Annotated in this window: 25 protein-coding genes, 1 rRNA gene and 1 riboswitch; of the genes, 25 read left to right on the forward strand and 1 reads right to left on the reverse strand. The window is 36.6% G+C overall.

Features of this window, described 5'->3' with window-relative positions; genetic code table 11:
* The first annotated feature begins 158 nt into the window (after positions 1-158).
* The 3 genes from rrf (at position 159) to BJL90_RS05790 (ending at position 1,027) form a co-directional block, all read left to right on the forward strand.
* Positions 159-275, forward strand: a 5S ribosomal RNA gene (gene rrf, locus BJL90_RS05780).
* 133 nt (positions 276-408) lie between these two features.
* Entirely contained in the window at positions 409-711 is a 303-nt protein-coding gene (locus BJL90_RS05785; RefSeq protein WP_070965209.1) for a metal-sensitive transcriptional regulator, read from the forward strand.
* A 100-nt stretch (positions 712-811) separates the two neighbouring features.
* Positions 812-1,027: a heavy-metal-associated domain-containing protein gene (locus tag BJL90_RS05790; protein WP_070965212.1), complete on the forward strand. Its 216-nt coding sequence runs from the start codon at positions 812-814 to the stop codon at positions 1,025-1,027.
* Between the two features lie 128 nt (positions 1,028-1,155).
* Here the strand turns inward: BJL90_RS05790 and mltG are convergent, their stop codons facing one another.
* Positions 1,156-2,172 carry an endolytic transglycosylase MltG gene (gene mltG / locus BJL90_RS05795; RefSeq protein ID WP_070965215.1) on the reverse strand — a complete coding sequence of 339 codons (1,017 nt, stop codon included), beginning with the start codon at positions 2,170-2,172 and terminating at the stop codon, positions 1,156-1,158.
* A 173-nt stretch (positions 2,173-2,345) separates the two neighbouring features.
* On the opposite strand from mltG, the gene BJL90_RS05800 reads away from it, so the two are divergent.
* The 22 genes from BJL90_RS05800 (at position 2,346) to BJL90_RS05905 (ending at position 22,530) form a co-directional block, all read left to right on the forward strand.
* On the forward strand, positions 2,346-3,359 hold the full coding sequence (locus BJL90_RS05800; protein WP_081561860.1) for a ThiF family adenylyltransferase: 1,014 nt from the start codon (positions 2,346-2,348) through the stop codon (positions 3,357-3,359).
* A gap of 24 nt (positions 3,360-3,383) precedes the next feature.
* Positions 3,384-4,049, forward strand: coding sequence for a TVP38/TMEM64 family protein (locus BJL90_RS05805; protein WP_070965218.1), 666 nt, complete (start codon positions 3,384-3,386; stop codon positions 4,047-4,049).
* A 118-nt stretch (positions 4,050-4,167) separates the two neighbouring features.
* Positions 4,168-4,349: riboswitch (cobalamin riboswitch) on the forward strand.
* A 114-nt stretch (positions 4,350-4,463) separates the two neighbouring features.
* The gene (locus BJL90_RS05810; RefSeq protein ID WP_070965221.1) at positions 4,464-4,847 is read left to right on the forward strand and encodes a sirohydrochlorin chelatase; all 384 of its coding nucleotides are present in this window, start codon (positions 4,464-4,466) and stop codon (positions 4,845-4,847) included.
* A 21-nt stretch (positions 4,848-4,868) separates the two neighbouring features.
* Positions 4,869-6,125, forward strand: coding sequence for a glutamyl-tRNA reductase (gene hemA / locus BJL90_RS05815; protein ID WP_070965224.1), 1,257 nt, complete (start codon positions 4,869-4,871; stop codon positions 6,123-6,125).
* A gap of 106 nt (positions 6,126-6,231) precedes the next feature.
* Complete coding sequence (locus BJL90_RS05820) at positions 6,232-6,870, forward strand: precorrin-2 dehydrogenase/sirohydrochlorin ferrochelatase family protein (protein WP_070965227.1); 639 nt, start codon at positions 6,232-6,234, stop codon at positions 6,868-6,870.
* 48 nt (positions 6,871-6,918) lie between these two features.
* Entirely contained in the window at positions 6,919-7,839 is a 921-nt protein-coding gene (gene hemC / locus BJL90_RS05825; RefSeq protein ID WP_070965230.1) for a hydroxymethylbilane synthase, read from the forward strand.
* A gap of 14 nt (positions 7,840-7,853) precedes the next feature.
* The gene (cobA, locus tag BJL90_RS05830; RefSeq protein WP_070965232.1) at positions 7,854-9,359 is read left to right on the forward strand and encodes a uroporphyrinogen-III C-methyltransferase; all 1,506 of its coding nucleotides are present in this window, start codon (positions 7,854-7,856) and stop codon (positions 9,357-9,359) included.
* Between the two features lies 1 nt (position 9,360).
* Entirely contained in the window at positions 9,361-10,338 is a 978-nt protein-coding gene (gene hemB, locus BJL90_RS05835) for a porphobilinogen synthase (protein WP_070965235.1), read from the forward strand.
* On the forward strand, positions 10,338-11,636 hold the full coding sequence (gene hemL / locus BJL90_RS05840) for a glutamate-1-semialdehyde 2,1-aminomutase (RefSeq protein WP_070965238.1): 1,299 nt from the start codon (positions 10,338-10,340) through the stop codon (positions 11,634-11,636). Before hemB ends, hemL begins: the two co-directional genes overlap by 1 nt.
* Before the next feature lies 1 nt (position 11,637).
* Positions 11,638-13,017: a cobyrinate a,c-diamide synthase gene (locus tag BJL90_RS05845; protein WP_070965241.1), complete on the forward strand. Its 1,380-nt coding sequence runs from the start codon at positions 11,638-11,640 to the stop codon at positions 13,015-13,017.
* Positions 13,018-13,028: 11 nt separating this feature from the next.
* Positions 13,029-13,532, forward strand: coding sequence for an ECF transporter S component (locus tag BJL90_RS05850; protein ID WP_070965244.1), 504 nt, complete (start codon positions 13,029-13,031; stop codon positions 13,530-13,532).
* Entirely contained in the window at positions 13,532-14,275 is a 744-nt protein-coding gene (locus BJL90_RS05855) for an AIR synthase related protein (protein WP_070965247.1), read from the forward strand. The genes BJL90_RS05850 and BJL90_RS05855 overlap by 1 nt, the downstream gene beginning before the upstream one ends.
* Before the next feature lie 317 nt (positions 14,276-14,592).
* Positions 14,593-15,483: a GHMP family kinase ATP-binding protein gene (locus BJL90_RS05860; protein WP_070965251.1), complete on the forward strand. Its 891-nt coding sequence runs from the start codon at positions 14,593-14,595 to the stop codon at positions 15,481-15,483.
* A 27-nt stretch (positions 15,484-15,510) separates the two neighbouring features.
* Positions 15,511-16,131 carry a precorrin-8X methylmutase gene (locus BJL90_RS05865; protein WP_070965254.1) on the forward strand — a complete coding sequence of 207 codons (621 nt, stop codon included), beginning with the start codon at positions 15,511-15,513 and terminating at the stop codon, positions 16,129-16,131.
* 13 nt (positions 16,132-16,144) lie between these two features.
* The gene (gene cbiD, locus BJL90_RS05870; RefSeq protein ID WP_070965257.1) at positions 16,145-17,260 is read left to right on the forward strand and encodes a cobalt-precorrin-5B (C(1))-methyltransferase CbiD; all 1,116 of its coding nucleotides are present in this window, start codon (positions 16,145-16,147) and stop codon (positions 17,258-17,260) included.
* Positions 17,257-17,877, forward strand: a complete 621-nt coding sequence (gene cbiE, locus BJL90_RS05875) for a precorrin-6y C5,15-methyltransferase (decarboxylating) subunit CbiE (RefSeq protein WP_070965259.1) — start codon at positions 17,257-17,259, stop codon at positions 17,875-17,877. The genes cbiD and cbiE overlap by 4 nt, the downstream gene beginning before the upstream one ends.
* Positions 17,870-18,463, forward strand: coding sequence for a precorrin-6Y C5,15-methyltransferase (decarboxylating) subunit CbiT (gene cbiT, locus BJL90_RS05880; RefSeq protein WP_070965262.1), 594 nt, complete (start codon positions 17,870-17,872; stop codon positions 18,461-18,463). The genes cbiE and cbiT overlap by 8 nt, the downstream gene beginning before the upstream one ends.
* Before the next feature lie 58 nt (positions 18,464-18,521).
* Entirely contained in the window at positions 18,522-19,235 is a 714-nt protein-coding gene (gene cobI, locus BJL90_RS05885; protein WP_070965265.1) for a precorrin-2 C(20)-methyltransferase, read from the forward strand.
* Positions 19,228-19,986: a precorrin-4 C(11)-methyltransferase gene (gene cobM, locus BJL90_RS05890; protein WP_070965268.1), complete on the forward strand. Its 759-nt coding sequence runs from the start codon at positions 19,228-19,230 to the stop codon at positions 19,984-19,986. Before cobI ends, cobM begins: the two co-directional genes overlap by 8 nt.
* A complete protein-coding gene (gene cbiG / locus BJL90_RS05895; RefSeq protein ID WP_070965270.1) occupies positions 19,987-21,027 on the forward strand; it encodes a cobalt-precorrin 5A hydrolase in 1,041 nt (346 codons plus the stop codon).
* A gap of 4 nt (positions 21,028-21,031) precedes the next feature.
* Positions 21,032-21,763, forward strand: a complete 732-nt coding sequence (cobJ, locus tag BJL90_RS05900; protein WP_070965273.1) for a precorrin-3B C(17)-methyltransferase — start codon at positions 21,032-21,034, stop codon at positions 21,761-21,763.
* On the forward strand, positions 21,760-22,530 hold the full coding sequence (locus BJL90_RS05905) for a cobalt-precorrin-6A reductase (RefSeq protein WP_070965276.1): 771 nt from the start codon (positions 21,760-21,762) through the stop codon (positions 22,528-22,530). The genes cobJ and BJL90_RS05905 overlap by 4 nt, the downstream gene beginning before the upstream one ends.
* Positions 22,531-22,687 lie beyond the last annotated feature (157 nt).

A 22,687-nucleotide genomic window follows, 5' to 3' on the forward strand; every position in this document is an offset into this window, starting at 1 on the left:
CCTCAAATTAAATAAGACATAGGTCATAAGCTAACTAAGTGACCAACAAAGGATGTTAGAAAGTCTCATGATTCCTTCTGATGAAAAGAAGGAAAGGAATCAATCGATTTCTAACTAAGTGACTGACACAAAATTAAAGATTTTGGTCATCTACTTAATATCGTGACAATAGCGAAGGGGTCACACCTGTTCCCATACCGAACACAGTAGTTAAGCCCTTCAGCGCTGATGGTACTTGGCGGGAAGCTGCCTGGGAGAGTAGGTCGTTGCGATATAAAAAAACTTCTACAAAAAACGTAGAAGTTTTTTTAGTTTTTTTGTTATTTTCTGTCTTGCAATGTATTTATTTTTTTACTTTACATACACTAGAGGGGTATGGTATATTATTTATAAGGAGGTGCATATAGCGTGGAACAAAATAACGGTCATGAAAAAAAACCTACGGAGCAGTCGTTGAAGATTCAAAAATCTTTATTAGATAGATTAAATAGAGTTGAAGGACAAATAAGAGGAATAAAAAAAATGATAGAAAAAGGCACTTACTGTGATGATGTTATTAATCAAATAGAAGCTTCTCGTTCTGCCTTAAGTGCTATAGAGTTAATTTTGTTGGAGGGCCATTTTAAACATTGTGTTGTAGAACAATTAAAAAATGGAGAGAATGAAGTAGTAGAGGAAATACTGAAAACGATTAAAAAGCTTATTCATTAATCTTATAAAGTTTGAAGATACTATAGATATACTTCTATGGACTTTATAATGTATTAGTGACTATATTTACAATAAAATTAAGATAAGGAGTGAACGCTTCATGAAAAAGAAAATCTTGATTGAAGGCATGAGCTGTGGTCATTGTGTAGGTCATGTGGAAAAGGCTTTAAAAGAAATAGGAGAACTGATAGATGTGAGGGTAGATCTATCAGATAAAAGTGCTATTGTTGAATTGAAGGAAGAAGTAACTGATGAAAAGTTAAAGAAAATTGTAGAAGAGGCAGGTTATGACGTAGTAACAATAGAAAGTTTATAAAAAAAAGGAGATAGAATTTTATCTCCTTTTTTTGCAAAATACTCATTAGCGTTAACTTAACCCATAATTCGAGAGAATTTTGGAAATAATCGGGTTAAGTTAACGCTTATGATAAAATACTATAGTTTTTAATTTTGATTTACCATTTTGCGATAGTTTGCAACATTAATTTCATGTTCTCTATAAGTTTTACTGAAAACATGTCCACCTTCGCCTAAAACATAGTAAAGATAATCATGGTCTTCAGGATATAAAGCTGCATGTATAGATGCCTTAGATGGTGCAGCGATAGGTCCTGGAGGGAGGCCCTGTGCCTTATAGGTATTGAAGGGAGAAGCATCCTCTAAGTGAGCAAAAAGCACACGATTAATATGTTCCTTGCCTTTACCAATACCATAGATCACAGTAGCATCAATTTGTAGCAGCATATTTTTCTTTAATCTATTATAAATAACACCACTAATTGCAGCTCTTTCTCCATCATGAGAAGCTTCCCTTTCAATTAAAGAAGCAATCGTTAGCACCTCATGCAATGATAAGCCCATTTCTTCAGTTCGCTGCCGGTACTCTTTTGTGAAGACACCCTCCATTGTTTTTGCTAAAATACTGACAATTTCTAAAACAGTCTGTTTTTCACTGAAATAATAGGTATCAGGATATAAATAGCCCTCCATCTCAAAAAAGACTTCTGTTGTATCAAAGGTATGCTCCTTTGTTTTAAAATACTGTTTTGTAGCTTCTACAAATTCTTCTGCCGTACCCAACCCAGCCCCTTCAATTCTAGTAGCTATCTGATAGAGGGTAAATCCTTCTGGTATTGTAACGATGATAGGTTTTTCTAACGTACCTCTTTGTAATAAAGAGAAGATTTCTTCAAATTTAATGTTAGGAGGCAAAGTATAACTACCAGGTTTGATATTTCTATCAATTCCTTCCTGTTGTGATCGATATTTAAACCATAATTTACTTTTAATGATTCCTTCTTGATACAGAAGTTCTGCAACATAATTTAAAGAAGCTCCACTAGGAACAGTAATTTTTATGTCTTCAATATTAGATGTTGTTGATAAGTAGGAGGGTAGATAATAGTAAGCACTAAAGGACATGATAATAAAGATAGATAAAACACAAATAAATTTTTTCAACAAAAAAACCCCCATTAAGTGACAAAAAAACTATGTTTTTTCTTTTTTTACTTCTATATATTATTTTATCATCATATTATAGAAATTGCATTAGTATATTCTGCAATTTTAAAGCAGGATTTTAGGGAAATTTGTTGAAAAGTAGAGTAAAACTAATGTAAGGGGTGGTCAGTATGGAAGAAAGATATATTAAGCAAATAAATTTTCAAGGGATAGGTGTAGAAGGTCAAGACCTATTAAAGAAATCAAAGGTATTGGTGGTAGGTTGCGGAGCATTAGGAACTGTAGTAGTGAATAACCTGGCTAGAATAGGCGTGGGCTATCTACGAATCGTGGATAGAGATTTTGTAGAACTTAGCAATCTGCATAGACAAATTTTATTTGATGAAGAGGATGTTAAAGAAAGTATACCAAAGGCAGAGGCAGCCGCAAGAAAGTTAAAGAAAATTAATTCTGCTATAGAAATTGATAGTATCATTAAAGATGTTAACAGTGTCACTATTGAAAAACTAGCGGAGAACATGGATATTATTTTAGATTGTACAGATAATTTTAAAACAAGATATTTAATTAATGACCTTGCTTTTTCTAAGAAGATTCCATGGATCTATGGAGGTGCTATAGGAAGCACAGGTACAATGAAAACTTTTCTTCCGGGAGAAGGGCCTTGTTTAAGATGTATGATGGAAACCCCTCCACCCATAGGAAGTACACCTACCTGTGATACTGCAGGGGTAATCAATACCATAACAGGAATTATAGCTATGTTCCAAACCAACGAAGCAATAAAATATTTGACCAATCACAAAGAAGAAATTGATAGAAATTTATTGTTTATTGATCTGTGGGAAAATAGCATAGAAAAAATTGAGCTAGTAAAAAAAGAGGAATGTCCTTGTTGTGGTAAACAAGAATACAATTACTTAGAAAATAAAACCCCAGAAGCAGTACATATTTGTGGAAATAATAGTGTGCAGGTAGACTTTCAAAATACACCTATAAAATTAAATAGCTTGTATGAACGGTTAAAAGCAGCAGAATTAGATGTTAAATTGACACCTTTTTTATTAAATTTGAAGGTAGAGGGCTATGATATGAAAATTTTTGACGATGGTAGAGCTATTATTAAAAATGCTAAAACCATTGAAGAAGCTAAAAGTATTTATGCTAAATATATAGGATATTAACCTTATTTTTGAAAGGAAAGAATTATGAGAAAGAAAAAAGTACTGATCGCCGCCAGTGCTATAACTATCCTTATCATTATTTTAGTTTTACTTCTCAATAAAGATAGGCTTATGGGCTTAAATTCACAATGGGATATTGAAAAATTTCAGAGGATGGTGGAGAGCTTTGGGGCTTGGGGGATACTAATTTTTATAGGAGTTACTTCTATAAGACCCTTCCTATTCTTTCCTAATGTTTTTATATTTATTGTAGGGGGACTTGTTTATGGTACAATTTTAGGAAGCATAGCTACACTCATTGGTGTGATGATATCTTTTTCCCTTTGCTATTGGCTTGGTGGTAGGTTTCATCATGTTTTCATAAGGTTTGTAGGCAAAAAATACATGATTAAATTACAAAGTTTAAAGGAGCAAGAAACAGTGAGAGCTTTATTTGTCATGCGGGTTACTCCAGCCTTTCCTATTGACGCTATAAGTTATGGTGCGGGATTAGCAGGAGTACCCTATAACAGATTTTTTTTAGGAAGTCTGCTGGGGATAGCTCCTAAAATTGTTTTATATACTTTTCTAGGGGATAATATCAACAATATATTTTCTATGCAGACGGCAACAGTATATATCTTATTGATTTTATTGGCAATTATACCAACCTGGATACAGAAAAGAAAAAATAAAATTGAAGACCAGTGAGTTAGTTTCAACAGGTAAAAACGTGATAAAGCCTTAAGATATCAAAATCTTGTTGAAATACTAGAAAAACTTTGATATGATGATTATGATAAACTTATAACAGGTTGTGTAAAAATAATAAAAAGATTATATTTTAGGTGTTTCATGGGAAACTTAAATGGGAAAGCGGTGAAACTCCGCTGCAGCCCCCGCTACTGTAAGTGAGGATGAAATCGACAATAGCCACTAATTTATTTTGGGAAGGCGTCGAAAGTAAAGTGATCCACAAGTCAGGAGACCGGCCTAAAATTTGCAGCAGACTTCGGAGGGAAGAAATGTTTGTGGTGCTGTAATAACACAGGTTATTTTAGTACAAACAAATTTCCACTTTCATGTGGAAATTTTTTTATAACTAATAGCGAGGAGGCATTTGAATTGGAAAAAGGATTATTTGTGCTAGCACATGGTAGTAAAGCGAAGGAAGCAGATGAAACATTGATGGAAATTATGGAGATGGTAAAAGCAAGGGATCCCAAGGAGTTTTCTTTGGTAGGCTTTGGTTCTTTACAGTTTTCAACGCCAAGCTTTGAGGAAGGTATCCAAGACCTAATAGAAAGAGGAGCAAAGGAAATCGTTATTGTGCCTATGTTTCTTTTTAAGGGAAATCATATTCAAATGGATATACCAGAGGAACTAGAAGCGCTAGAAAAAAAATATCCTGATGTTACTTTTATTATAGGAAAGCATATAGGAGCTGACAAGAGAATTGCAGAAATTATTGAAGAAAGAGGAAAAGAAGCACTTAGTGCTACACTTTAGTAAGATAGAAGGTGAGAAGAAATGAAGGTCGTTGTATTTGGTGTTACCCATAAGAATTCTACAATAGCCATTAGAGAAAAAGTAGCTTTTTCCAAGAGTAAGCTTCAAAAAGCCTATAATATTATGGAGAGCGATGCCTTTGTAAAAGAAGCGGTGATCTTATCTACCTGTAATCGCAGTGAAATTATAGCGGTGGTGGAGGATACAAAGAAGGCAGAGACATGGTTTAAAGATTTTTATATAAATTTCTTTCACCTGCAGGAAGAGGAAATTGAAGATTATTGCTTATTTAAAAAAGAGAGGGAAGCTGTAAAGTATTTATATGAGGTTTGTTGTGGCCTTGATTCCTTGGTTTTAGGGGAGGATCAGATCTTGGGACAAGTAAAAGAAGCCCATCAGATGGCTATAGAGCTAAAACATAGCGGCAAAATACTAAACAAGCTATTTTTAGAGGCGATTACAACTGCCAAAGAAATTAAAACAAAAACCAGCATTTCTGAAAACCCTTTGTCCATTAGTTATATCGCAGTAAAACAAGTAGAGAAGCAATTAAACAGCCTTAAAGGTAAAAGTGTGTTAGTTGTAGGTTTTGGAGAGATGAGCAGACTAGCTGTAGAACATCTTTTAGATAAGGGTATTGGAAAAATATATATCTGTAATAGAAGAAGTGAGACAGTAGAAGCTTTAATAAAAAAACATGATCATATTCAGTATATTGATTTTGACAAAAAGTATTCTGTGTTGAAAGATATAGATATACTTATTAGTGCGACGGGAGCTCCTCACTATGTTTATTATGCAAAGGAGTTTGAAGCCTGTTATCAAAACAATAAGCCTCTATGTATTGTTGACATTGCTCTGCCTAGAGACATAGACCCTGCTATTGGAGAGATACAGGGCATAAAGCTATTTCATATAGACCAATTAAAGGATATTGCAAATGAAAATTTAGCTTCAAGGCAAAAGTTGATTGAAGAAATACAAAACTATATTGAAGTCGCTATTAGAGATTATGAAGACTGGTATCAATGTTTACCGGTTTACCCTAAAATCGAAGCTATAAAAAATTATAGTCAGCAGTTAGCAGATGAAGAACTAAATAAGATGTTTAAAAAACTTTCTCATATCCCCCAAAAAGACAGGGAAACCATTGAAATTATTGTAAGAAGCCTTGTAAAGAAAATGTGGAGAAAGCCTATCCTGCAACTTAAGGATGCTGGAGTGAGGGGGAAGGGAGAAGAAATGGCTTCCTTTGTAGATGAGTTTTTAGGGCTATAGGTTTACTATAGACATACGTCTATGAACTTTAACATACTAAACCATAGACCGTGAATATTAAAGTTTAAATTTAAAGGCTTATACCTATAAAGTGAGGAGGATAAAATTGTCTCTATATTATCCAATGATGCTGAAGATTCAAGGGAAGCTTTGCACAGTAATTGGTGGAGGAGAAGTTGCAGAGCGTAAGGTGAAGACACTGCTAAGGTATGAGGCAAAAGTAGTCCTTATTAGCCCTAAGATAACAGAAGGACTACAGGCGCTGGTAGAGCAAAAGAAGATTATCCATAGAAAGAAATATTATGAAGAAGGAGATTTATTAGGAAGCTACTTGATCTATGCTGTTACTGACGATGCAGAGATTAACAAAAAGTGCAAAGAAGAGGCAGAAAAATATCAGATTTTAATTAATGTAGCGGATTCTCCGATGGCTTCTGATTTTATTGTACCTTCTTCTATTGAAAGGGGAAGCTTAACAATTGCCATCTCTACAGAGGGGAAAAGCCCTATGCTTTCGAGTAAAATAAAAAAGGAGCTAGAGGTCATTTACACAGAAGGTTATGAAGAAATTTTAGATACTTTAGGAGAGATAAGGGAAAGGGCTTTGAAGGAGATTGCTTCCATAAAAGATAGGAAAAATCTTTTTTATCACTTAGTATATGAAATCTCTTATGATATAAATTCCCCAGAAAAGCTTGAAGCTACAAAGAAAAAAATGTGGCAGGCTTATGAAAGTTTAAAATAGTTAGAAGAATACAAAAAACAAGTTGAACTTAATAGAAGGCGTGATAATATGAGAAAAATTAGAATTGGTTCTAGAGCTAGTGAATTGGCTTTAGTACAGGCAGAAATGATTATGAAAATGCTGAAGGAAAAGTTTCCTCAGTATGACTATGAGATCATAAAAATCAAAACATTAGGTGATAAAATTTTAGATAAAACCTTAAGTAAAATAGGGGGTAAGGGACTTTTTGTAAAAGAAATTCAGGCAGCGTTGTTAGAAGAGAGTATAGATCTAGCTGTGCATAGCATGAAGGATATGCCGGCAGAATCACCAGAGGGCTTGATGCTGGCAGCAATAACTGAAAGAGAAGATCCCCGTGATGTACTTGTAATAAGAAATGGAAAAACATTGAAGGATATACCCCTTAATGCTTTTATTGGTACCAGTAGTTTAAGAAGAAAAGCGCAACTATTAAATTTGAGAAAAGATGTGGTGTTAAAGGATATACGAGGAAATGTAGCAACACGTTTAAGTAAGATAGACACAGAAGGTTTAGAGGCAGTAATTTTAGCAGCAGCAGGCTTAAAAAGACTGGGGTACGATGATAGTAAATTCTACTATCTAGATATAGAAACCTTTACGCCAGCTGTAGGCCAAGGAGCCTTAGGCTGTGAAATAAGAAGAAGTGACAAAATGCTTTATGATATGTTTCAAGAGATTAACCACCAAGAGACCTACAACTGTGTTATGGGAGAGCGTGTTTTCTTAAAACTGCTAGAAGGAGGATGTCATGTTCCTATAGGTGCCTATGGAAAGAAGGTAGGAGAAGAACTGTGGATTACTGGTATGGTAGCCTCCCCTGATGGTAGTGAAATTATTCGTCATAGAGAAAAAGGAAACTTTGAAGACTTCCTTCAAGTAGGCAGGAAGCTAGCAGAAGAAATGGAGAAACTCGGAGCCAAGAGGCTTTTATCATCATGTAGAAATTAGAGAGGAGAGATTTTGTGAAGAAACCCTATGTTTATTTGGTAGGGGCTGGTCCTGGGGATGAAGATTTAATTACCGTTAAAGGGTTGAAGTGTATTGAAAAAGCAGATGTAATTTTATACGATCGCTTAGCAAATGAAAACCTTCTTCAACACAAAAAATTAGAGGCGGAAACCATCGACGTAGGCAAAGCTCCTCATCAGCATCAATATACGCAAGAGGAAATTAATCAATTGTTGGTTGATAAGGCTAAAGAAGGGAAGGTTGTTACCAGATTAAAAGGGGGGGATCCTTTTGTATTTGGCAGAGGAGGAGAAGAAGCATTAGCTCTGTATGAAGAAAACATTCCTTTTGAAGTAGTTCCAGGGATTACTTCCGCGATAGCAGTTCCTAACTATGGAGGTATTCCGGTAACCCACCGACATATGAGTACCTCCTTTCATGTTATAACAGGACATGAAGACCCTACAAAGGGGGATTCGGATGTCAATTATGAAGCTTTGGCAAAGCTAGAAGGAACTTTAGTGTTTTTAATGGGCGTAGCACATTTGAAGGAAATTACAGAAAAACTTAAGCTTTATGGAAAAGATAAAAATACACCAGCAGCTTTAATCCATAGGGGTACCACCGCTAGACAGAAAACTGTAACAGGTACCCTAGAAAATATCGTAGAGGTTGCAGCAGTCAATAAAATCAAGGCACCTTCTATCATCATTATAGGAGAAGTAGTAAGGTTAAGACAACAGTTAAACTGGTTTCAAAGCTTACCGTTGCAGGGAAAACGAATACTGGTTACTAGAACAAGACAGCAAGCCAGTGATCTATCTAGACAGCTAAAGGAATTGGGAGGGGAGGTTATAGAATTTCCTACCATATCTATAGAAGCGCCTGAAGACTTTACTTCTATAGACAAGGCCTTGAAAAATCTAACTGTTTTTCAACATATTATTTTTACTAGTGTAAATGGCGTAAAAGCGTTTTTCAATAGATTAAAGCAGCTAGAAATAGATATTCGGTCTATAGGATTAGCAAAGATTACTGCCATTGGTTCCGCCACCAAAGAGACATTAGAAGATAAGGGCGTCTTAGTGGATATTTTGCCGGAGGTTTATACAGCGGAAGGCATTCTTGAGGCGGTTCAAGGAAGGGTTAAAGAAGGGGAAAGGGTACTTTTACCTCGAGCAGATATTGCTAGAAGAGCATTAACTACAGGGCTTAAAGAGATGGGGGCTATTGTGGAAGAAGTCGATATCTATAGAACCGTCATACCCACCTGTAGAAGAGAGGACTTAATAGAAATATTAAAAAATCCTCTTGATTATATTACCTTCACCAGTTCTTCCACAGTAAAAAATTTCCTGGAAATACTAGGTGAAGAAAATAAGTCCCTAATAGAAGGAAGGAAAATAGCTTCTATAGGCCCTATTACAGGAAAAACCTTAGAAAATTTAGGTTTATCTGTAGATATACAAGCAAAGCATTATACCATAGAAGGCTTAGTAAGTAGTATAAGGGAGGGATAAAATGCAAGATTTTAAAAGATCTAGGCGTTTGAGAAGTAGCGCTGAAATAAGAAGCTTAGTGAAGGAAACCAATGTACATATATCTGATTTGATTTATCCTATGTTTGTAGTTCATGGGGAAAATATAAAAAAAGAAATCACGAATTTACCAGGACAATATCATTACTCAATTGACCAACTAAAGGATGGGGTACAAGAAGTTGTAGACCTAGGTATAAAGGCTATCGTACTCTTTGGATTACCGGAAAACAAGGATGAAGAGGGTTCTGAGGCTTATGATAGCAATGGTATTGTACAGCAGGCGATAAGAGAGGTTAAAAAACATTATCCCAATCTACTAGTGATTACCGATGTATGCCTTTGTCAATACACCAGTCATGGTCACTGTGGCCTCGTGAAGGAAGGAATTGTTGTCAATGATGAGAGTTTAGAAAAACTAGCTCAAACAGCATTATCCCATGCTGAGGCGGGAGCCGATATGGTGGCACCCTCTGACATGATGGATGGAAGAGTAGGAAAAATTAGAGAGGCATTAGACAAAAATAACTTTAAGCATATACCCATTATGAGTTATAGCGTTAAATATGCTTCGGCATTTTATGGTCCCTTTAGAAGTGCCGTTAACAGTGCACCTCAATTTGGAGATAGAAAAACCTATCAAATGGACCCTGCAAACCGTATAGAAGCCTTAAGGCAGGTAGAGGCAGATATTCAAGAGGGGGCAGATATTATTATGGTAAAACCTGCCTTTGCTTATTTGGATATTATTAGAGAGGTAAAAAACAGTTTTCCTATGCCGGTGGCTGCTTATCATGTAAGTGGTGAATATGCTATGATAAAAATAGCTGCAAGAGAAGGATTATTAAAGGAAGAGGAAAGCATGGTAGAAACCTTGACTGCCATAAAAAGGGCTGGAGCAGATATGATTCTAACTTACTTTGCTAAGGATATGGCAAAGTGGATAAGGAGGAATAGCTAATGAAACTGGAGAGATCTAAACAGCTTTTTGAAGAAGCCAAAAAAGTAATGCCAGGAGGGGTAAATAGCCCCGTAAGAGCCTTTTCATCGGTACAAATGGACCCTCCTTTTATAAAAAAAGGTGAGGGTACTTACATTTATGATGAGGATGGAAATAAATATATCGATTATGTAGGTTCCTGGGGACCGCTGGTTTTAGGGCACTGCCATCCAGAAGTCGTAAAAAACCTAAAAGAGGTAGTGGAGACGGGCACTAGTTTTGGTGCACCAACAGAAATAGAAACCAGAACCGCGCAACTGATTGTAGATACCATTCCTTCTATTGATATGATCAGGATGGTAAACTCTGGAACAGAAGCTACTATGACGGCTTTAAGATTAGCAAGGGGCTATACTGGTAGAAGTAAAATTGTAAAGTTTAACGGTAATTATCACGGCCATTCGGATAGCTTATTGATTAAGGCGGGATCTGGTGCTTTAACCCATGGTGTTCCTAATAGCCCAGGGGTTCCAGAAGATGTTGTGAAAAATACCATTACTGCTATATACAATGATACAGAGAACATAGAAGAAATTTTTAAAACCTATGGAGAAGATATAGCGGCTGTGATTGTAGAGCCTATAGCAGGAAACATGGGGGTTGTGCCCTTAACACAGGAATTTGCTGACAAACTTAGAAGTATTACGGAAAAATACGGTAGTCTATTGATTTTTGATGAGGTCATGACAGGTTTTCGTGTTGCCTTTGAGGGCGCGCAAAGTTTATATAATATTATACCGGATCTTACTTGTTATGGAAAAATCATAGGGGGAGGACTACCAGTAGGCGCCTTTGGGGGAAAAAAAGAAATTATGTCTAAGTTATCACCTATAGGACCTGTATATCAAGCAGGAACATTGTCTGGTAATCCTTTAGCAATGATGGCGGGCTATACGACTTTGAAAATTTTAAAGGAAAATCCAGAAATCTACAAAGACATGGATCGCAGAGGAGAAAAGTTGGCAGAGGGATTAAAAAACATTGTGGAGGAACTAGGCATCAAGGCTTCTTTTAATCGTGTAGCTTCCATGCTCTGTATGTTTTTTACTGATCAGCCTGTAGTCAACTTCGAAACAGCATTAACCTCTGATACAGAGAAATATGCCCTTTACTTTAGAGAAATGTTAAAGAGAGGGATTTATTTAGCACCTTCTCAATTTGAAGCTACTTTTATCAATGCTGCCATGGGAGATGAAGAGATTATAAAGACGCTACAAGCAGCGAAAGAAGCCTTAATGGAAGTAAAGAGGTTAGGGTAGCATGAAGACTTTTCGTGGTTTTTTATTGGCAGGAACGCAAAGTGGTGTAGGAAAAACCACAATTTCTACAGGAATTATGGGGGCATTAAAAAAAAGAGGCATGTCAGTAAAGCCTTTTAAGGTGGGTCCTGATTATATAGATCCACAATTTCATCATTACGTTACGGGAAACCCTTCAAGAAACTTGGATGGCTATATGCTGAAAGAAGAGACTATCAAAACTTTATTTTATAAAAACTTAGTAGATTTAGATGTCGCCGTAGTAGAAGGGGTAATGGGGCTTTATGATGGTCGAGGAACAGAAAAGGATCAAGGAAGCTCTGCCCATATAGCAAAAATTTTAAATCTCCCTGTAATTTTAGTAATAGACGGCAGCGGAATGTCCTCCAGTGCTGCAGCTATGGTACTAGGCTACAAGATGTATGATAGAGGTGTAAATATACAAGGAGTTATTATTAACAATGTTTCTGGAGAAAAACACTATGCTATTTTAAAAGAAGTCATTGAGAGGGATACCGCTACAAAGTGTATTGGCTACTTAAACAAAAACAGAAACATTGAACTAAAAAGTAGGCATCTAGGGCTTATTCCTTGTGGAGAAGTACCAGAGCTTCAGAAAAAAGCAGATGAAGTCGTTGCTATGGTGGAGGAAACCATCGACATAGAAGGTTTACTAAGTTTAGTAAGCTCCATGGAAGTGGCTGGGATTCCTATAAAAACTTTGGATAAAAAACTAGTCATTGCATACCCCTACGATGATGCCTTCAACTTTTATTATCAAGATAATTTAGATTTACTAAAGGAGTTAGGCTGTAGCTTAGTTCCCTTTAGTCCTTTGAAGGATAAAAATCTACCAGAAAAGATTCATGGACTTTATATAGGGGGAGGATTTCCAGAGGTTTTTGCAGGAGAACTAGAAAAAAATAAGGAAATCCGCGGAAGAATTTACCAAAAGGCTCAAGAAGGACTTCCCATCTATGCTGAATGTGGGGGTTTCATGTATCTAACGAAGGGCATTAAAACCTTTGAGGGGGATTCCTACGAGATGGTAGGTGTTTTTGATGCAGTAGCAGAAATGACGAAAAGATTACAACGTTTTGGCTATTGTGAGGTAACGCCTACAGAAAAGAGCAGTTTTTTTAAAGAATCTTTTACAATAAAAGCTCACGAATTTCATCGAGCTATTGTAAAAGGTAGGGAGGAAAACTATGTCTACCATGTAAGAAAAATAAAAGGCGACAAAGTTATTGATCGTTGGTGTTGTGGACAAGAAAAATACAACTGTATAGGAGCTTTTCCACATATACACTTTTACAGTCACCCTTCTTTTGTAGAAGGTTTTATAGAAAAGTGTGAATCTTATAAAAAAACGATGGACTAGGGGGAATTTCCATGCTTCAACAGCATACCAAAAAAAAATACAATATTAAAACAATGACGCAAATCGCTATGCTAATTGCTTTAAGCATGATTGGTGCCACGATAAAAGTTCAAGGCAGCATTGCTTTTGACTCTATGGCAGGGTTTTTCGCTGCCCTATATATTAGTCCTCTAGCAGGAGGCATGGTAGGTTTATTAGGGCATTTGTTGTCGGCTACAACCGCGGGATTTCCTATGACGATACCTATGCATATGCTGGTAGCTTTTCAAATGTTGGTTTTTATTTACATATTTGGGTGGGTATATGAAAAAACCTCCAGTTGGATTGCTATTTTAGTAGGGACTTTTTTAAATGGCCCTGTGGGAGCACTTCTAGCAGTACCTGTTTCTTTGATGTTGGGTTTTGGAGGTTGGCCGCTATTTTTAATGCTTTGGATGCCTTTAACCATAGCATCTTTTATCAATATTGTACTGGCTACAGTTGTCTATAAGGGTATTTTAAGAGGTACAAGATAATGAAGGTCAAGCGATTCAGGGACTTAACCATTATTGATCATATGGTGGATAAGCTTCTTGTCATTGCCTGTGACTCCTGTGGTGCTGTAGGCAATAAAGAAAAGGATATTGTGAAGGTTATGCCGGAGATTGTAGGCTACTATACAACCCGCGTAGCGCTTATGGAGGTTTTATCAGTAGGGGCTGAAATTACTACGGTTATCAATACTTTGTCTGTAGAAATGGAACCTACTGGAACACAAATCATACGGGGCATTGAAAAGTTGTTAAAGGAGGCAGGTATTGATACTATCTGTTTAAACGGTAGTACTGAAGAAAATTTTAAAACCTGCCAAACAGCGATGGGTATAACGATTATAGGAGAAGTGCAAAAGGATAAGATCAGGGTAAATACCTCTCAAAAAGGTGACTACGTGGTGGTTGCGGGCATGCCAAAGTTTGGAAATGAAATAACTGGGGTGTATCACCCTGATATTTGTAGCATAAAAGACCTTCAAGTACTTTTAGCAATGAAAGAAGTGAGGGAAATTTATCCGGTAGGGTCAAAAGGTATTTTATATGAGAGTCAGTATTTAGCTGAGGAAAATCATTTAAACTTTCAAATTGCTGATGATGTTTCGGTAGATATTAGAAAGTCAGCAGGTCCTGCTACCGTTGTTATATTTACCATAGCGCCTAGAAAGCTCTCATTCCTTCAGGAAAAAATTAAAACGCCCCTACAAATTATAGGGAAGCTAATTTAAGTGCCATTAGCGTTAATTTAAATCATAACTTGTCGTCCTGAAGGCTAGGGCTAACAAGAATCTTTGTTATTACAAGATCCTTCTCTATGCTCAGGATGACATTTGGAGAGAATCTGGGAAGTAATCGACTTAAGTTAAGCTATGATAGTTATATAGATGCGCGCTTCTAAAGTTAAATTTTAATATACACGGTCTACGGTTTCGCCCCAAAACCGTGGGCTGCAAATGTAGCCCTTAGTATATTAAAATTTAAGGGCGCACATCTATATATAGTAAGGATAATAAAGTTTATAGTATGTGGAGAGCAGGGTGATGACATGACGATTGAGGCAATCTGTCCCGCTTCTTGTGGTGAATTGCTGCAGGGTTATATAGAAGGGGGAGAAAAGCTGATTTCCTATAGCATCAACTTATTTAGCAAAGTAACCATTAGAGAAGAACAGAAAAAAAGCATAGGGAAAGCATCAAAAAATGATTCAAAGGCTTATCAAATGTTAGAACAAGTTTTTCAGTATTATGGATACCATCAAAGAGATGCTATTAACCTTTGTTTACAAATTGATTCCTCTATTCCTATCGCTAAGGGAATGGCCAGCAGCACAGCAGATTTGGCTGCTACTGCGGTAGCAACTGCTAATTATCTAGGAAAAAAACTTTCTGAAGAAGAAATCGCTAAGCTATGTATCAAAATTGAGCCTACCGACAGCACCATTTTTTCTTCAATCACCCTTTTTGATCATCTAAAAGGAAGTTTTAAGAAACAGTACGGTAGTATTCCAAAGTGCAAGGTGCTGCTTTTGGAGGGCAAAGAAAGAATTGATACCATAGATTTTCGAAAAACCGATCATTCCAGTTGTCTTAAGGAAAATGAAAGTGCCTTAAAGGAAGCACTAAAGTCTTTTGAGGAAGGGATAAAAAGCAGTGATTTAAAAGAAATAGGAAAAGCTGCTACCATAAGCGCCTTTGCTAATCAAAAAATTCTTTATAAAGAAGGATTAGAGAAAATTGGAGAACTAAGTGAAAAGCTAGGGGCCTATGGTATCAATGTGGCACATAGTGGTTCTGTTGTAGGTATATTGTACAATGAAGAAAGTTTTGATAGGGAAAAATTCTACCATATGATAAAGAGCCAGCCTTATATGAAAAATTACTTATCTATTGTAAGTTATGATATTATTCCTGGTGGAGGAAAGATAATCAACATATAATATGGAAACTTAAAGGGAGAGAGAACAGTGGAATATATTAAAGATCCAATGGAAATTGAAAAAAAGAGCTTTGAAATCATTACTGAAGAATTAGGGGAAAAAACCTTTCCTGAGAGGGAAGGAAAAATTATAAAAAGAGTCATTCATACAACTGCTGACTTTCAGTATGGTGATATTACAAAGATCAATGAGTATGCCATTGATTCAGCAATTAAAGCATTAAAAGAAGGTTGTAGTATCTATACAGATACAAAAATGGCCATGGCAGGAATCAATAAAAGAGTTTTAAAGGATTTAAATAGTGATATCTATTGTTTAGTGGACGATGCTGAAGTAAGTAAGGAAGCTAAGGAAAGAGGTCTTACCCGTTCCATGGTAGGGATGGAAAAAGCAGTGATGGACAAAAGAACAAAAATATTTGTCATCGGCAATGCACCTACCGCTTTATTTCAACTATGCCAGTTTATAGATGAAGGAAAAGTCCAACCTCATCTTGTGGTGGGTGTACCAGTGGGCTTTGTAGGAGCGAAGGAATCAAAAGATGAGCTATTGAAGAGAAAAGTTCCTTATATTACTACTGTGGGAAGAAAAGGTGGTAGTACAGTGGCAGCTGCTATAATCAATGCCCTTCTATATATGACAAAATAGGAGAAGGAGAATCATGGAAAAATATGTTGTAAAGAATGGAAAAAAGCTGCGATATGGTTATACTACCGGTTCCTGTGCAACGGCAGCCGCCAAAGCAGCAGCCCAGATGCTTCTAGAAGGAAGAGATATAGAAACGATTTCTATCTCTACACCAAAGGGTTGGGATTTGACGCTAACTGTTTTAGAAAGAAAAAGAGATGGTGAAGATGTATGCTGTGGTGTAAAAAAAGATGGTGGAGATGATCCCGATGCTACGAATGGCCTTATTATTTGCAGTAGAGTTCAATGGAGAGAGGATAATAAAATCAATATTGATGGGGGTATAGGGGTAGGGAGAGTAACAAAAAAAGGTCTACCTATCTCTGTTGGCAAAGCTGCCATCAATCCAGTACCTCTGCAGATGATAGAAAAAGAAGTAAGACAGGTTATAGGAGAAAATAGAGGAGTAGATGTAGAGATTTTTATTCCTAAGGGAGAAGAGATTGCAGTCAAAACCTTTAATCCGCGATTAGGTATCATAGGAGGAATTTCTATACTAGGAACCTCTGGTATCGTAGAACCCATGTCAGAGGAAGCCTGGAAGGAATCCTTAGCATTGGAAATTTCAGTGGCAAAGGAAGAAGGGCTAGAAAAACTGATTTTTGTTCCAGGAAACTATGGTAGGGATTTAATCAAAAACAACTATAATTTTGATGAAAAGTATGTAATAAAAACCAGTAATTTTATAGGATTCATGCTGGACCAAGCTCTACACCATAAGATAAAGAAACTTCTTCTAGTAGGTCATATAGGAAAGTTGATTAAGGTGGCAGGAGGAATTTTTCACACTCATAGTAAAATAGCTGATGGCAGGAGAGAAATCCTAGCGGCTTATCTGGGGGTATTAGGTGCTAGTCCTCTTGAAATAAAAAGGGTTTTAGAAAGTAACACAACAGAGGAAGCAGTGACGTTGATTCAAGAGATGAAAAAAGAAGAGATTTTCTCTCTATTAGTTGAGAAAATTACAGAAAAAGCACTAGAACGAACATTTGAAGAAATTGAAATAGGAACGATTATTTTTTCCATGGAGCATGGGGTACTGGCTACCTGTCAAGAAGGTAAAAAGCTATTGGAGGAATTTAAGCGATGAAGAAAATATGGGTTGTTGGCATAGGTCCAGGCCATAGAGACTATATATTACCGGCTGCCTATAAGGCTGTAGAAAATAGTGATATTTTAGTAGGGGGAAGACGGCATCTGGAGATTTTTCATGAATATCAAGGGGAAATCTGCCCCATTACCAAGGATTTAGAATCTGTTATAAATTATATCAAGGAACATAGAGAAGAAAAACGAATCACTCTAATTCTTTCAGGAGACACAGGATTCTATAGCATGTTAAGCTATATGAAAAAGCATTTTTGTGAAGAAGACTTAGAAGTAATACCTGGAATTAATTCTTTACAGTACTTATTTAGCAGAATAAAAGAAACCTGGCAGGAGACGCCTCTTTTGAGTCTCCATGGACGAAAAGAGAATTTTATAGAAAAGCTGAAGGTGTATAAAAAAGTAGGGCTTCTAACGGATCATCTAAATACACCAGAGGTTATTGCAAAAAGCTTGATGGATTATGGGCTTAAAGAGGCACGTATGGTGGTAGGAGAAAATCTATCCTACGAGGAGGAGCGAATCATCAAGGGTAAACCAGAGGAAATTATAAGGAATGCTCCCTATAAAATGTCAGTGGTGGTGATTTTTTATGAATAAAAGATGGGAATACAGTGGCTTTGGCATACCAGATGATTTTTTTGTAAGGGGAAAGGCCCCTATGACGAAGGAAGAAGTAAGAGCTGTAGTGCTAAGTAAATTAAGATTAAAAGAGGACCACATTTTTGTAGATGTAGGAGCAGGCACTGGGTCAGTATCTATAGAAGCGGCATTAAAACTCTCTAGGGGAAAAGTCTATGCTATCGAATATAAAGAAGAAGCTTTAAGCCTATTAGAGGTGAATGCTAAAGCCTTTGGGGTAGAAAATTTAGAGGTTTTAAAAGGAAGAGCTGAAGAAGAGCTAAAAAAGATTAAAGGTTTTGATAGAATTTTTGTTGGAGGCAGCGGTGGGGAGATCCATTGGATTTTGGATTATGCTTTAGAACATCTCTCCAAGGAGGGAAGAATTGTTATCACTGCTGTCACCCTCGAAACCTTAACAGAAGGATTTAAAGCTTTAAAAAAGAAAGAATATAAGGATGTAGAGGTAGTATCGGTAGGCGTTTCTAAAGGACGTTCCACGGGAAACTATACCTTGATGGAGGCCCAAAATAATATTTATGTTCTTTCCGCTACAAAAAATTAGATTAAAACCTTAACGAAACAGGTGTTAAAGGTTTTCCAACAGGATAAGGGGTGACTTTATGAAGGGTAAATTATATGGAATAGGTGTAGGACCAGGAGATCCTGAGCTACTGACCTTAAAAGCAGTAAAAGTATTAAAGGAGGCAGATCTTGTCATTTGTCCCAAGGGAAAAAAAGAAGAAGATAGTATTGCTTTAAAAATTGCAAAAGAGCATGTAAATGCAGCAGCAGAGATAAAAGCTTTGGTTTTCCCTATGGTATATTGTCAAGAGACTTTGGAAAGTCATTGGAATGAAAATATCAACATCATATCTGATGCTTTAGATAGAGGAAAAAAAGTAGCTTTTCTAACTTTAGGGGACGCTTTGTTATATAGTACTTATATTTATATATTAAAAGCATTAAAAGAAAAAAACTATGCTATAGAAACAGTACCGGGTATTACTTCCTTTAGTGCCACCGCCAGCAGAGTGAACCTTCCATTGACAGAGGGTGACGAAACCTTAACCATTCTTCCCCTTATTAAGGAAGAGGAAAAGGTTGAAAATGTTCTGAGTGTTTCTGACAATTTGGTGGTATTAAAGGTATCCCATGATCCCAAAGGTTTGGCAGAGAAATTGAAAAAACAAGGTTTAGAAAATAATTTTGTGATGATATCCAAGTGTGGACATGATGACGAAAAAATTACCACAGATATAAGAGACTTAGAAAAAGAGAGAGTCCCTTACTTATCAACGATTATTATCAAAAAAGGAGAGGGTTTTCATGGCTAATGTCTATTTTATAGGAGCTGGACCGGGCGATCCAGAATTAATTACCTTGAAGGGACACAAAAGGGTTCAGGAAGCAGATGTGATTATCTATGCTGGATCTTTAGTAAACCCAGAAGTGATAGGAAATAGAAAAGAAACAGCAGAGGTTTACAATAGCGCCTCTATGACGTTACAAGAAGTGATAGAGGTGATAAAGAAGGCGGTTAAGGAGGGAAAAACCGTTGCTAGAGTACATACAGGGGATCCAAGTATTTATGGAGCCATTCGGGAACAGATAGATCTTTTAGAGAAGGAAGCCATTACTTATGAAGTGATTCCTGGTGTCAGTTCCTTTGTTGCTTCAGCGGCTCAGTTAAAAAAAGAATTTACATTGCCAGAAGTCTCCCAAACAGTAATCCTGACAAGGATGGAGGGGAGGACACCAGTTCCCAAAAGAGAAAGTTTAGCATCTTTAGCCAGCCATCAAACCTCCATGGCGATTTTTTTATCAGTACAAGCCATAGAGGAGGTAGTAAAGGAACTGCTGACAGCTTACCCTTCAAATACACCAGTAGCAGTAGTGCAAAAAGCTACTTGGCCAGATCAACAAATTGTTGAAGGAACCTTAGAAAATATAGCACAAAAGGTAAAAGCTGCGGGAATCAAAAAGACAGCACAAATTTTAGTAGGGAACTTTTTGGGAAATGAATACGCCCTTTCTAAACTGTATGATGAGAACTTTACCCACGAGTATAGAAAAGGTAAAGAATAAATGAAAGTAGCTATTTTAACTGTAACAAAAGGGGGAAGGGCATTAGGTTTGCGGTTAAAACAGCTCCTTCCTCAAAGTCAACTATATGTGCTTCCTAAGTTTTATGAAGGGGAAGAAGATGTACACCTTATAGATCCAGATTTAAAAACCTTAGTGGAAAAGCTTTTTCCTATAGTGGATCAGTTGATTTTTATTATGGCTACAGGAATTGTTGTTAGGCATATTGCTCCTCATTTGAAGGATAAAAGACAAGATCCAGGCGTAGTAGTAATAGATGAAAAAGGTACCAATGTCATCAGTTTATTATCAGGGCATATCGGCGGCGCCAATCGTTTTACCCTTAAGATAGCTGGTCTGCTAGGAGCAAATCCCGTCATAACTACGGCTTCTGATGTAAAAGAAACGATGGCAGTAGATACCTTGGCACAAAATTTAGACTGCAGGATTACTGACTGGCAGTTAACAAAAAAAATAACTGCTTATATTGTTAATGGTGGAAAAGTGGGGATTTATTGGGATAAGCCTTATCTTATAAATCTTCCATCAAATTACGAAATACTACAAAAACTTGATGATTTTCACCACCAAACCTATGGGATCTATGTTGGAAATCGGTGTATAGAACCTCAAGGGAATAATATCCTGCAGCTATATACACAAAATTTAGTCATGGGTGTGGGGTGTAGAAGAGGGATTGATGCAACCACTATTTTGGAGACGATAAAAGTCTCTCTTAAAGAAACAAATAAGAGGATAGAAAGCGTCAGAAAACTGGTAACAGTAGACGTGAAAAAGGATGAAGAGGGACTGCTGGAAGCTGCCAGTACACTGAAGATTCCTCTAGAAATTATTGAGAGACAGAAAATAGCAGAGATAGAAAGGTTTTTTGAAGCCTCTCCCTTTGTTAAAAAAACCATAGGGGTGGGGTCTGTCAGTGAACCCTGTGCTTATTTAGGCAGCAGTGGAGGGAAGTTGATTTTAAGGAAAAGAAAAAATCAGGGTGTGACCATTTCAATAGCTGAAGAGGAAGAAGGGAGATGAAAGAATGGGAAAAGTATTTGTAATTGGTATCGGTCCGGGAGAAGAAAACTATATGACACCTGCTGCTAAAGAAGGAATAATATCTAGTGATATTATCATAGGTTATAAAACCTATATAGATTTAATTCGTCCCTTTACTGAAGGGAAAAAGGTCATTGATAGTGGTATGAAGAAGGAAATAGAAAGGTGCAATTTAGCGGTTGATTTGGCTGAAGCAGGATCTACAGTTGCGTTGGTAAGCAGTGGAGACCCTGGTATTTATGGTATGGCAGGGGCACTACTAGAGGTAAAGCATGAACGAAAAAGTCCTATAGAAATTGAAGTGATTCCAGGGGTGACGGCTGTCAGTGCGGCGGCGGCAGTATTAGGTGCTCCTCTAATGCATGATTTTGCAGTAATTAGCTTAAGTGATTTATTGACAGATTGGGAGGTTATTAAAAAACGACTTGCCTTAGCAGGAGAAGGGGATTTTGTTATTGCGCTTTATAATCCCAAGAGTAAAGGAAGAGTCACCCAGATTGAAGAAGCAAGAAGTATACTATTGCAACACAGAAAAAACAGCACACCAGTAGGCATTGTACGAAATGCAAAGAGACAAGGGGAAGAAATGACGATTACTACGCTAGAAGAAATGTTACTACATCCTATTGATATGTTTACGATGGTTATTATCGGCAACAGCAATACTCTTGTTCAGGATGGAAAAATGATTACCCCTAGGGGATATCATCTATGATTCTAGCCTTGTGTGGCACTAGTGAGGGGAGAGCACTGGTGGAAAAGCTTCTTGAAAAAAAACTTGAAGTAATAGCTACTGTTACTACTGCTTATGGAGGACAATTATTAAAAGAAGATTCCAGGGCAGAAGTATTAGAAGAAAAGTTAGATGTAGCGAAGATGAGGGAATTAATTGAAGAAAAAAATATTCAGCAGGTAATAGATATTACCCACCCTTATGCTGAAAATATTTCTAGGTTGGCGATGGAGGTATGCAGAGAAAAAGAACTTTCTTATTTTCGATATGAACGGCCAGAAACTCAATGGCAAGAAAAAGAAAACAATCATCTCTATTGGGCCAAAGATTTTTCTCATGCAGCTACGATGGCAAAGAACTTTGAAGGGAAGATATTTTTAACGATAGGAAGCAACCAATTACCTATTTTTGTAGAAACAATAGAAGTAAAACGGTTGGTAGCTCGTGTTTTGCCTTTATCTTCAGTAATTAGAAGTTGTGAAACCTATGGTTTTACACCTGATAATCTTATTGCTATGAAGGGCCCCTTCAATAAAGAACTGAATAAACAAATGTTTAAAAGTTATGGAGCAAATGTTGTAATAACAAAAGATAGCGGAAAGGCAGGAGGAACAGAAGAAAAAATACTTGCTGCGCAAGAATTAAATATCCCTATCATATTAGTAAAAAAACCCACAATTTCCTATGGTGAAGTAGACGACGATATAGATGTATTGGTGAATAAAATTGCCTCTATTTATTCAAAATAACTATAGATATACGTCTATGAATTTTAATATACTAAGGGCTACGTTTTTTAGCCAAGACAAAATCGTAGACTGTGTATATTAAAATTCAAGTTTAAAGATGTATAGCCTATATACCAAAGTAATTCATTAAGAAGAGATTACTTAGTAAAATATTTTG

Origin of the sequence: Clostridium formicaceticum (assembly GCF_001854185.1) — a bacterium.
GTDB lineage: Bacteria > Bacillota > Clostridia > Peptostreptococcales > Natronincolaceae > Andreesenella > Andreesenella formicacetica.

What these genes read in the sequence shown, in the direction of transcription:
- BJL90_RS05855 (WP_070965247.1), top strand. Translation starts at nt 13,532, where the DNA reads ATGAAGGTCAAGCGATTCAGGGACTTAACCATTATTGATCATATGGTG.
- BJL90_RS05790 (WP_070965212.1), top strand. Translation starts at nt 812, where the DNA reads ATGAAAAAGAAAATCTTGATTGAAGGCATGAGCTGTGGTCATTGTGTA.
- hemA (WP_070965224.1), top strand. Translation starts at nt 4,869, where the DNA reads ATGAAGGTCGTTGTATTTGGTGTTACCCATAAGAATTCTACAATAGCC.
- cbiG (WP_070965270.1), top strand. Translation starts at nt 19,987, where the DNA reads ATGAAAGTAGCTATTTTAACTGTAACAAAAGGGGGAAGGGCATTAGGT.
- cbiE (WP_070965259.1), top strand. Translation starts at nt 17,257, where the DNA reads ATGAAGAAAATATGGGTTGTTGGCATAGGTCCAGGCCATAGAGACTAT.
- cbiD (WP_070965257.1), top strand. Translation starts at nt 16,145, where the DNA reads ATGGAAAAATATGTTGTAAAGAATGGAAAAAAGCTGCGATATGGTTAT.
- BJL90_RS05850 (WP_070965244.1), top strand. Translation starts at nt 13,029, where the DNA reads ATGCTTCAACAGCATACCAAAAAAAAATACAATATTAAAACAATGACG.
- BJL90_RS05800 (WP_081561860.1), top strand. Translation starts at nt 2,346, where the DNA reads ATGGAAGAAAGATATATTAAGCAAATAAATTTTCAAGGGATAGGTGTA.
- hemC (WP_070965230.1), top strand. Translation starts at nt 6,919, where the DNA reads ATGAGAAAAATTAGAATTGGTTCTAGAGCTAGTGAATTGGCTTTAGTA.
- cobI (WP_070965265.1), top strand. Translation starts at nt 18,522, where the DNA reads ATGAAGGGTAAATTATATGGAATAGGTGTAGGACCAGGAGATCCTGAG.
- hemB (WP_070965235.1), top strand. Translation starts at nt 9,361, where the DNA reads ATGCAAGATTTTAAAAGATCTAGGCGTTTGAGAAGTAGCGCTGAAATA.
- BJL90_RS05905 (WP_070965276.1), top strand. Translation starts at nt 21,760, where the DNA reads ATGATTCTAGCCTTGTGTGGCACTAGTGAGGGGAGAGCACTGGTGGAA.
- cobJ (WP_070965273.1), top strand. Translation starts at nt 21,032, where the DNA reads ATGGGAAAAGTATTTGTAATTGGTATCGGTCCGGGAGAAGAAAACTAT.
- BJL90_RS05860 (WP_070965251.1), top strand. Translation starts at nt 14,593, where the DNA reads ATGACGATTGAGGCAATCTGTCCCGCTTCTTGTGGTGAATTGCTGCAG.
- BJL90_RS05845 (WP_070965241.1), top strand. Translation starts at nt 11,638, where the DNA reads ATGAAGACTTTTCGTGGTTTTTTATTGGCAGGAACGCAAAGTGGTGTA.
- cbiT (WP_070965262.1), top strand. Translation starts at nt 17,870, where the DNA reads ATGAATAAAAGATGGGAATACAGTGGCTTTGGCATACCAGATGATTTT.
- BJL90_RS05805 (WP_070965218.1), top strand. Translation starts at nt 3,384, where the DNA reads ATGAGAAAGAAAAAAGTACTGATCGCCGCCAGTGCTATAACTATCCTT.
- hemL (WP_070965238.1), top strand. Translation starts at nt 10,338, where the DNA reads ATGAAACTGGAGAGATCTAAACAGCTTTTTGAAGAAGCCAAAAAAGTA.
- cobM (WP_070965268.1), top strand. Translation starts at nt 19,228, where the DNA reads ATGGCTAATGTCTATTTTATAGGAGCTGGACCGGGCGATCCAGAATTA.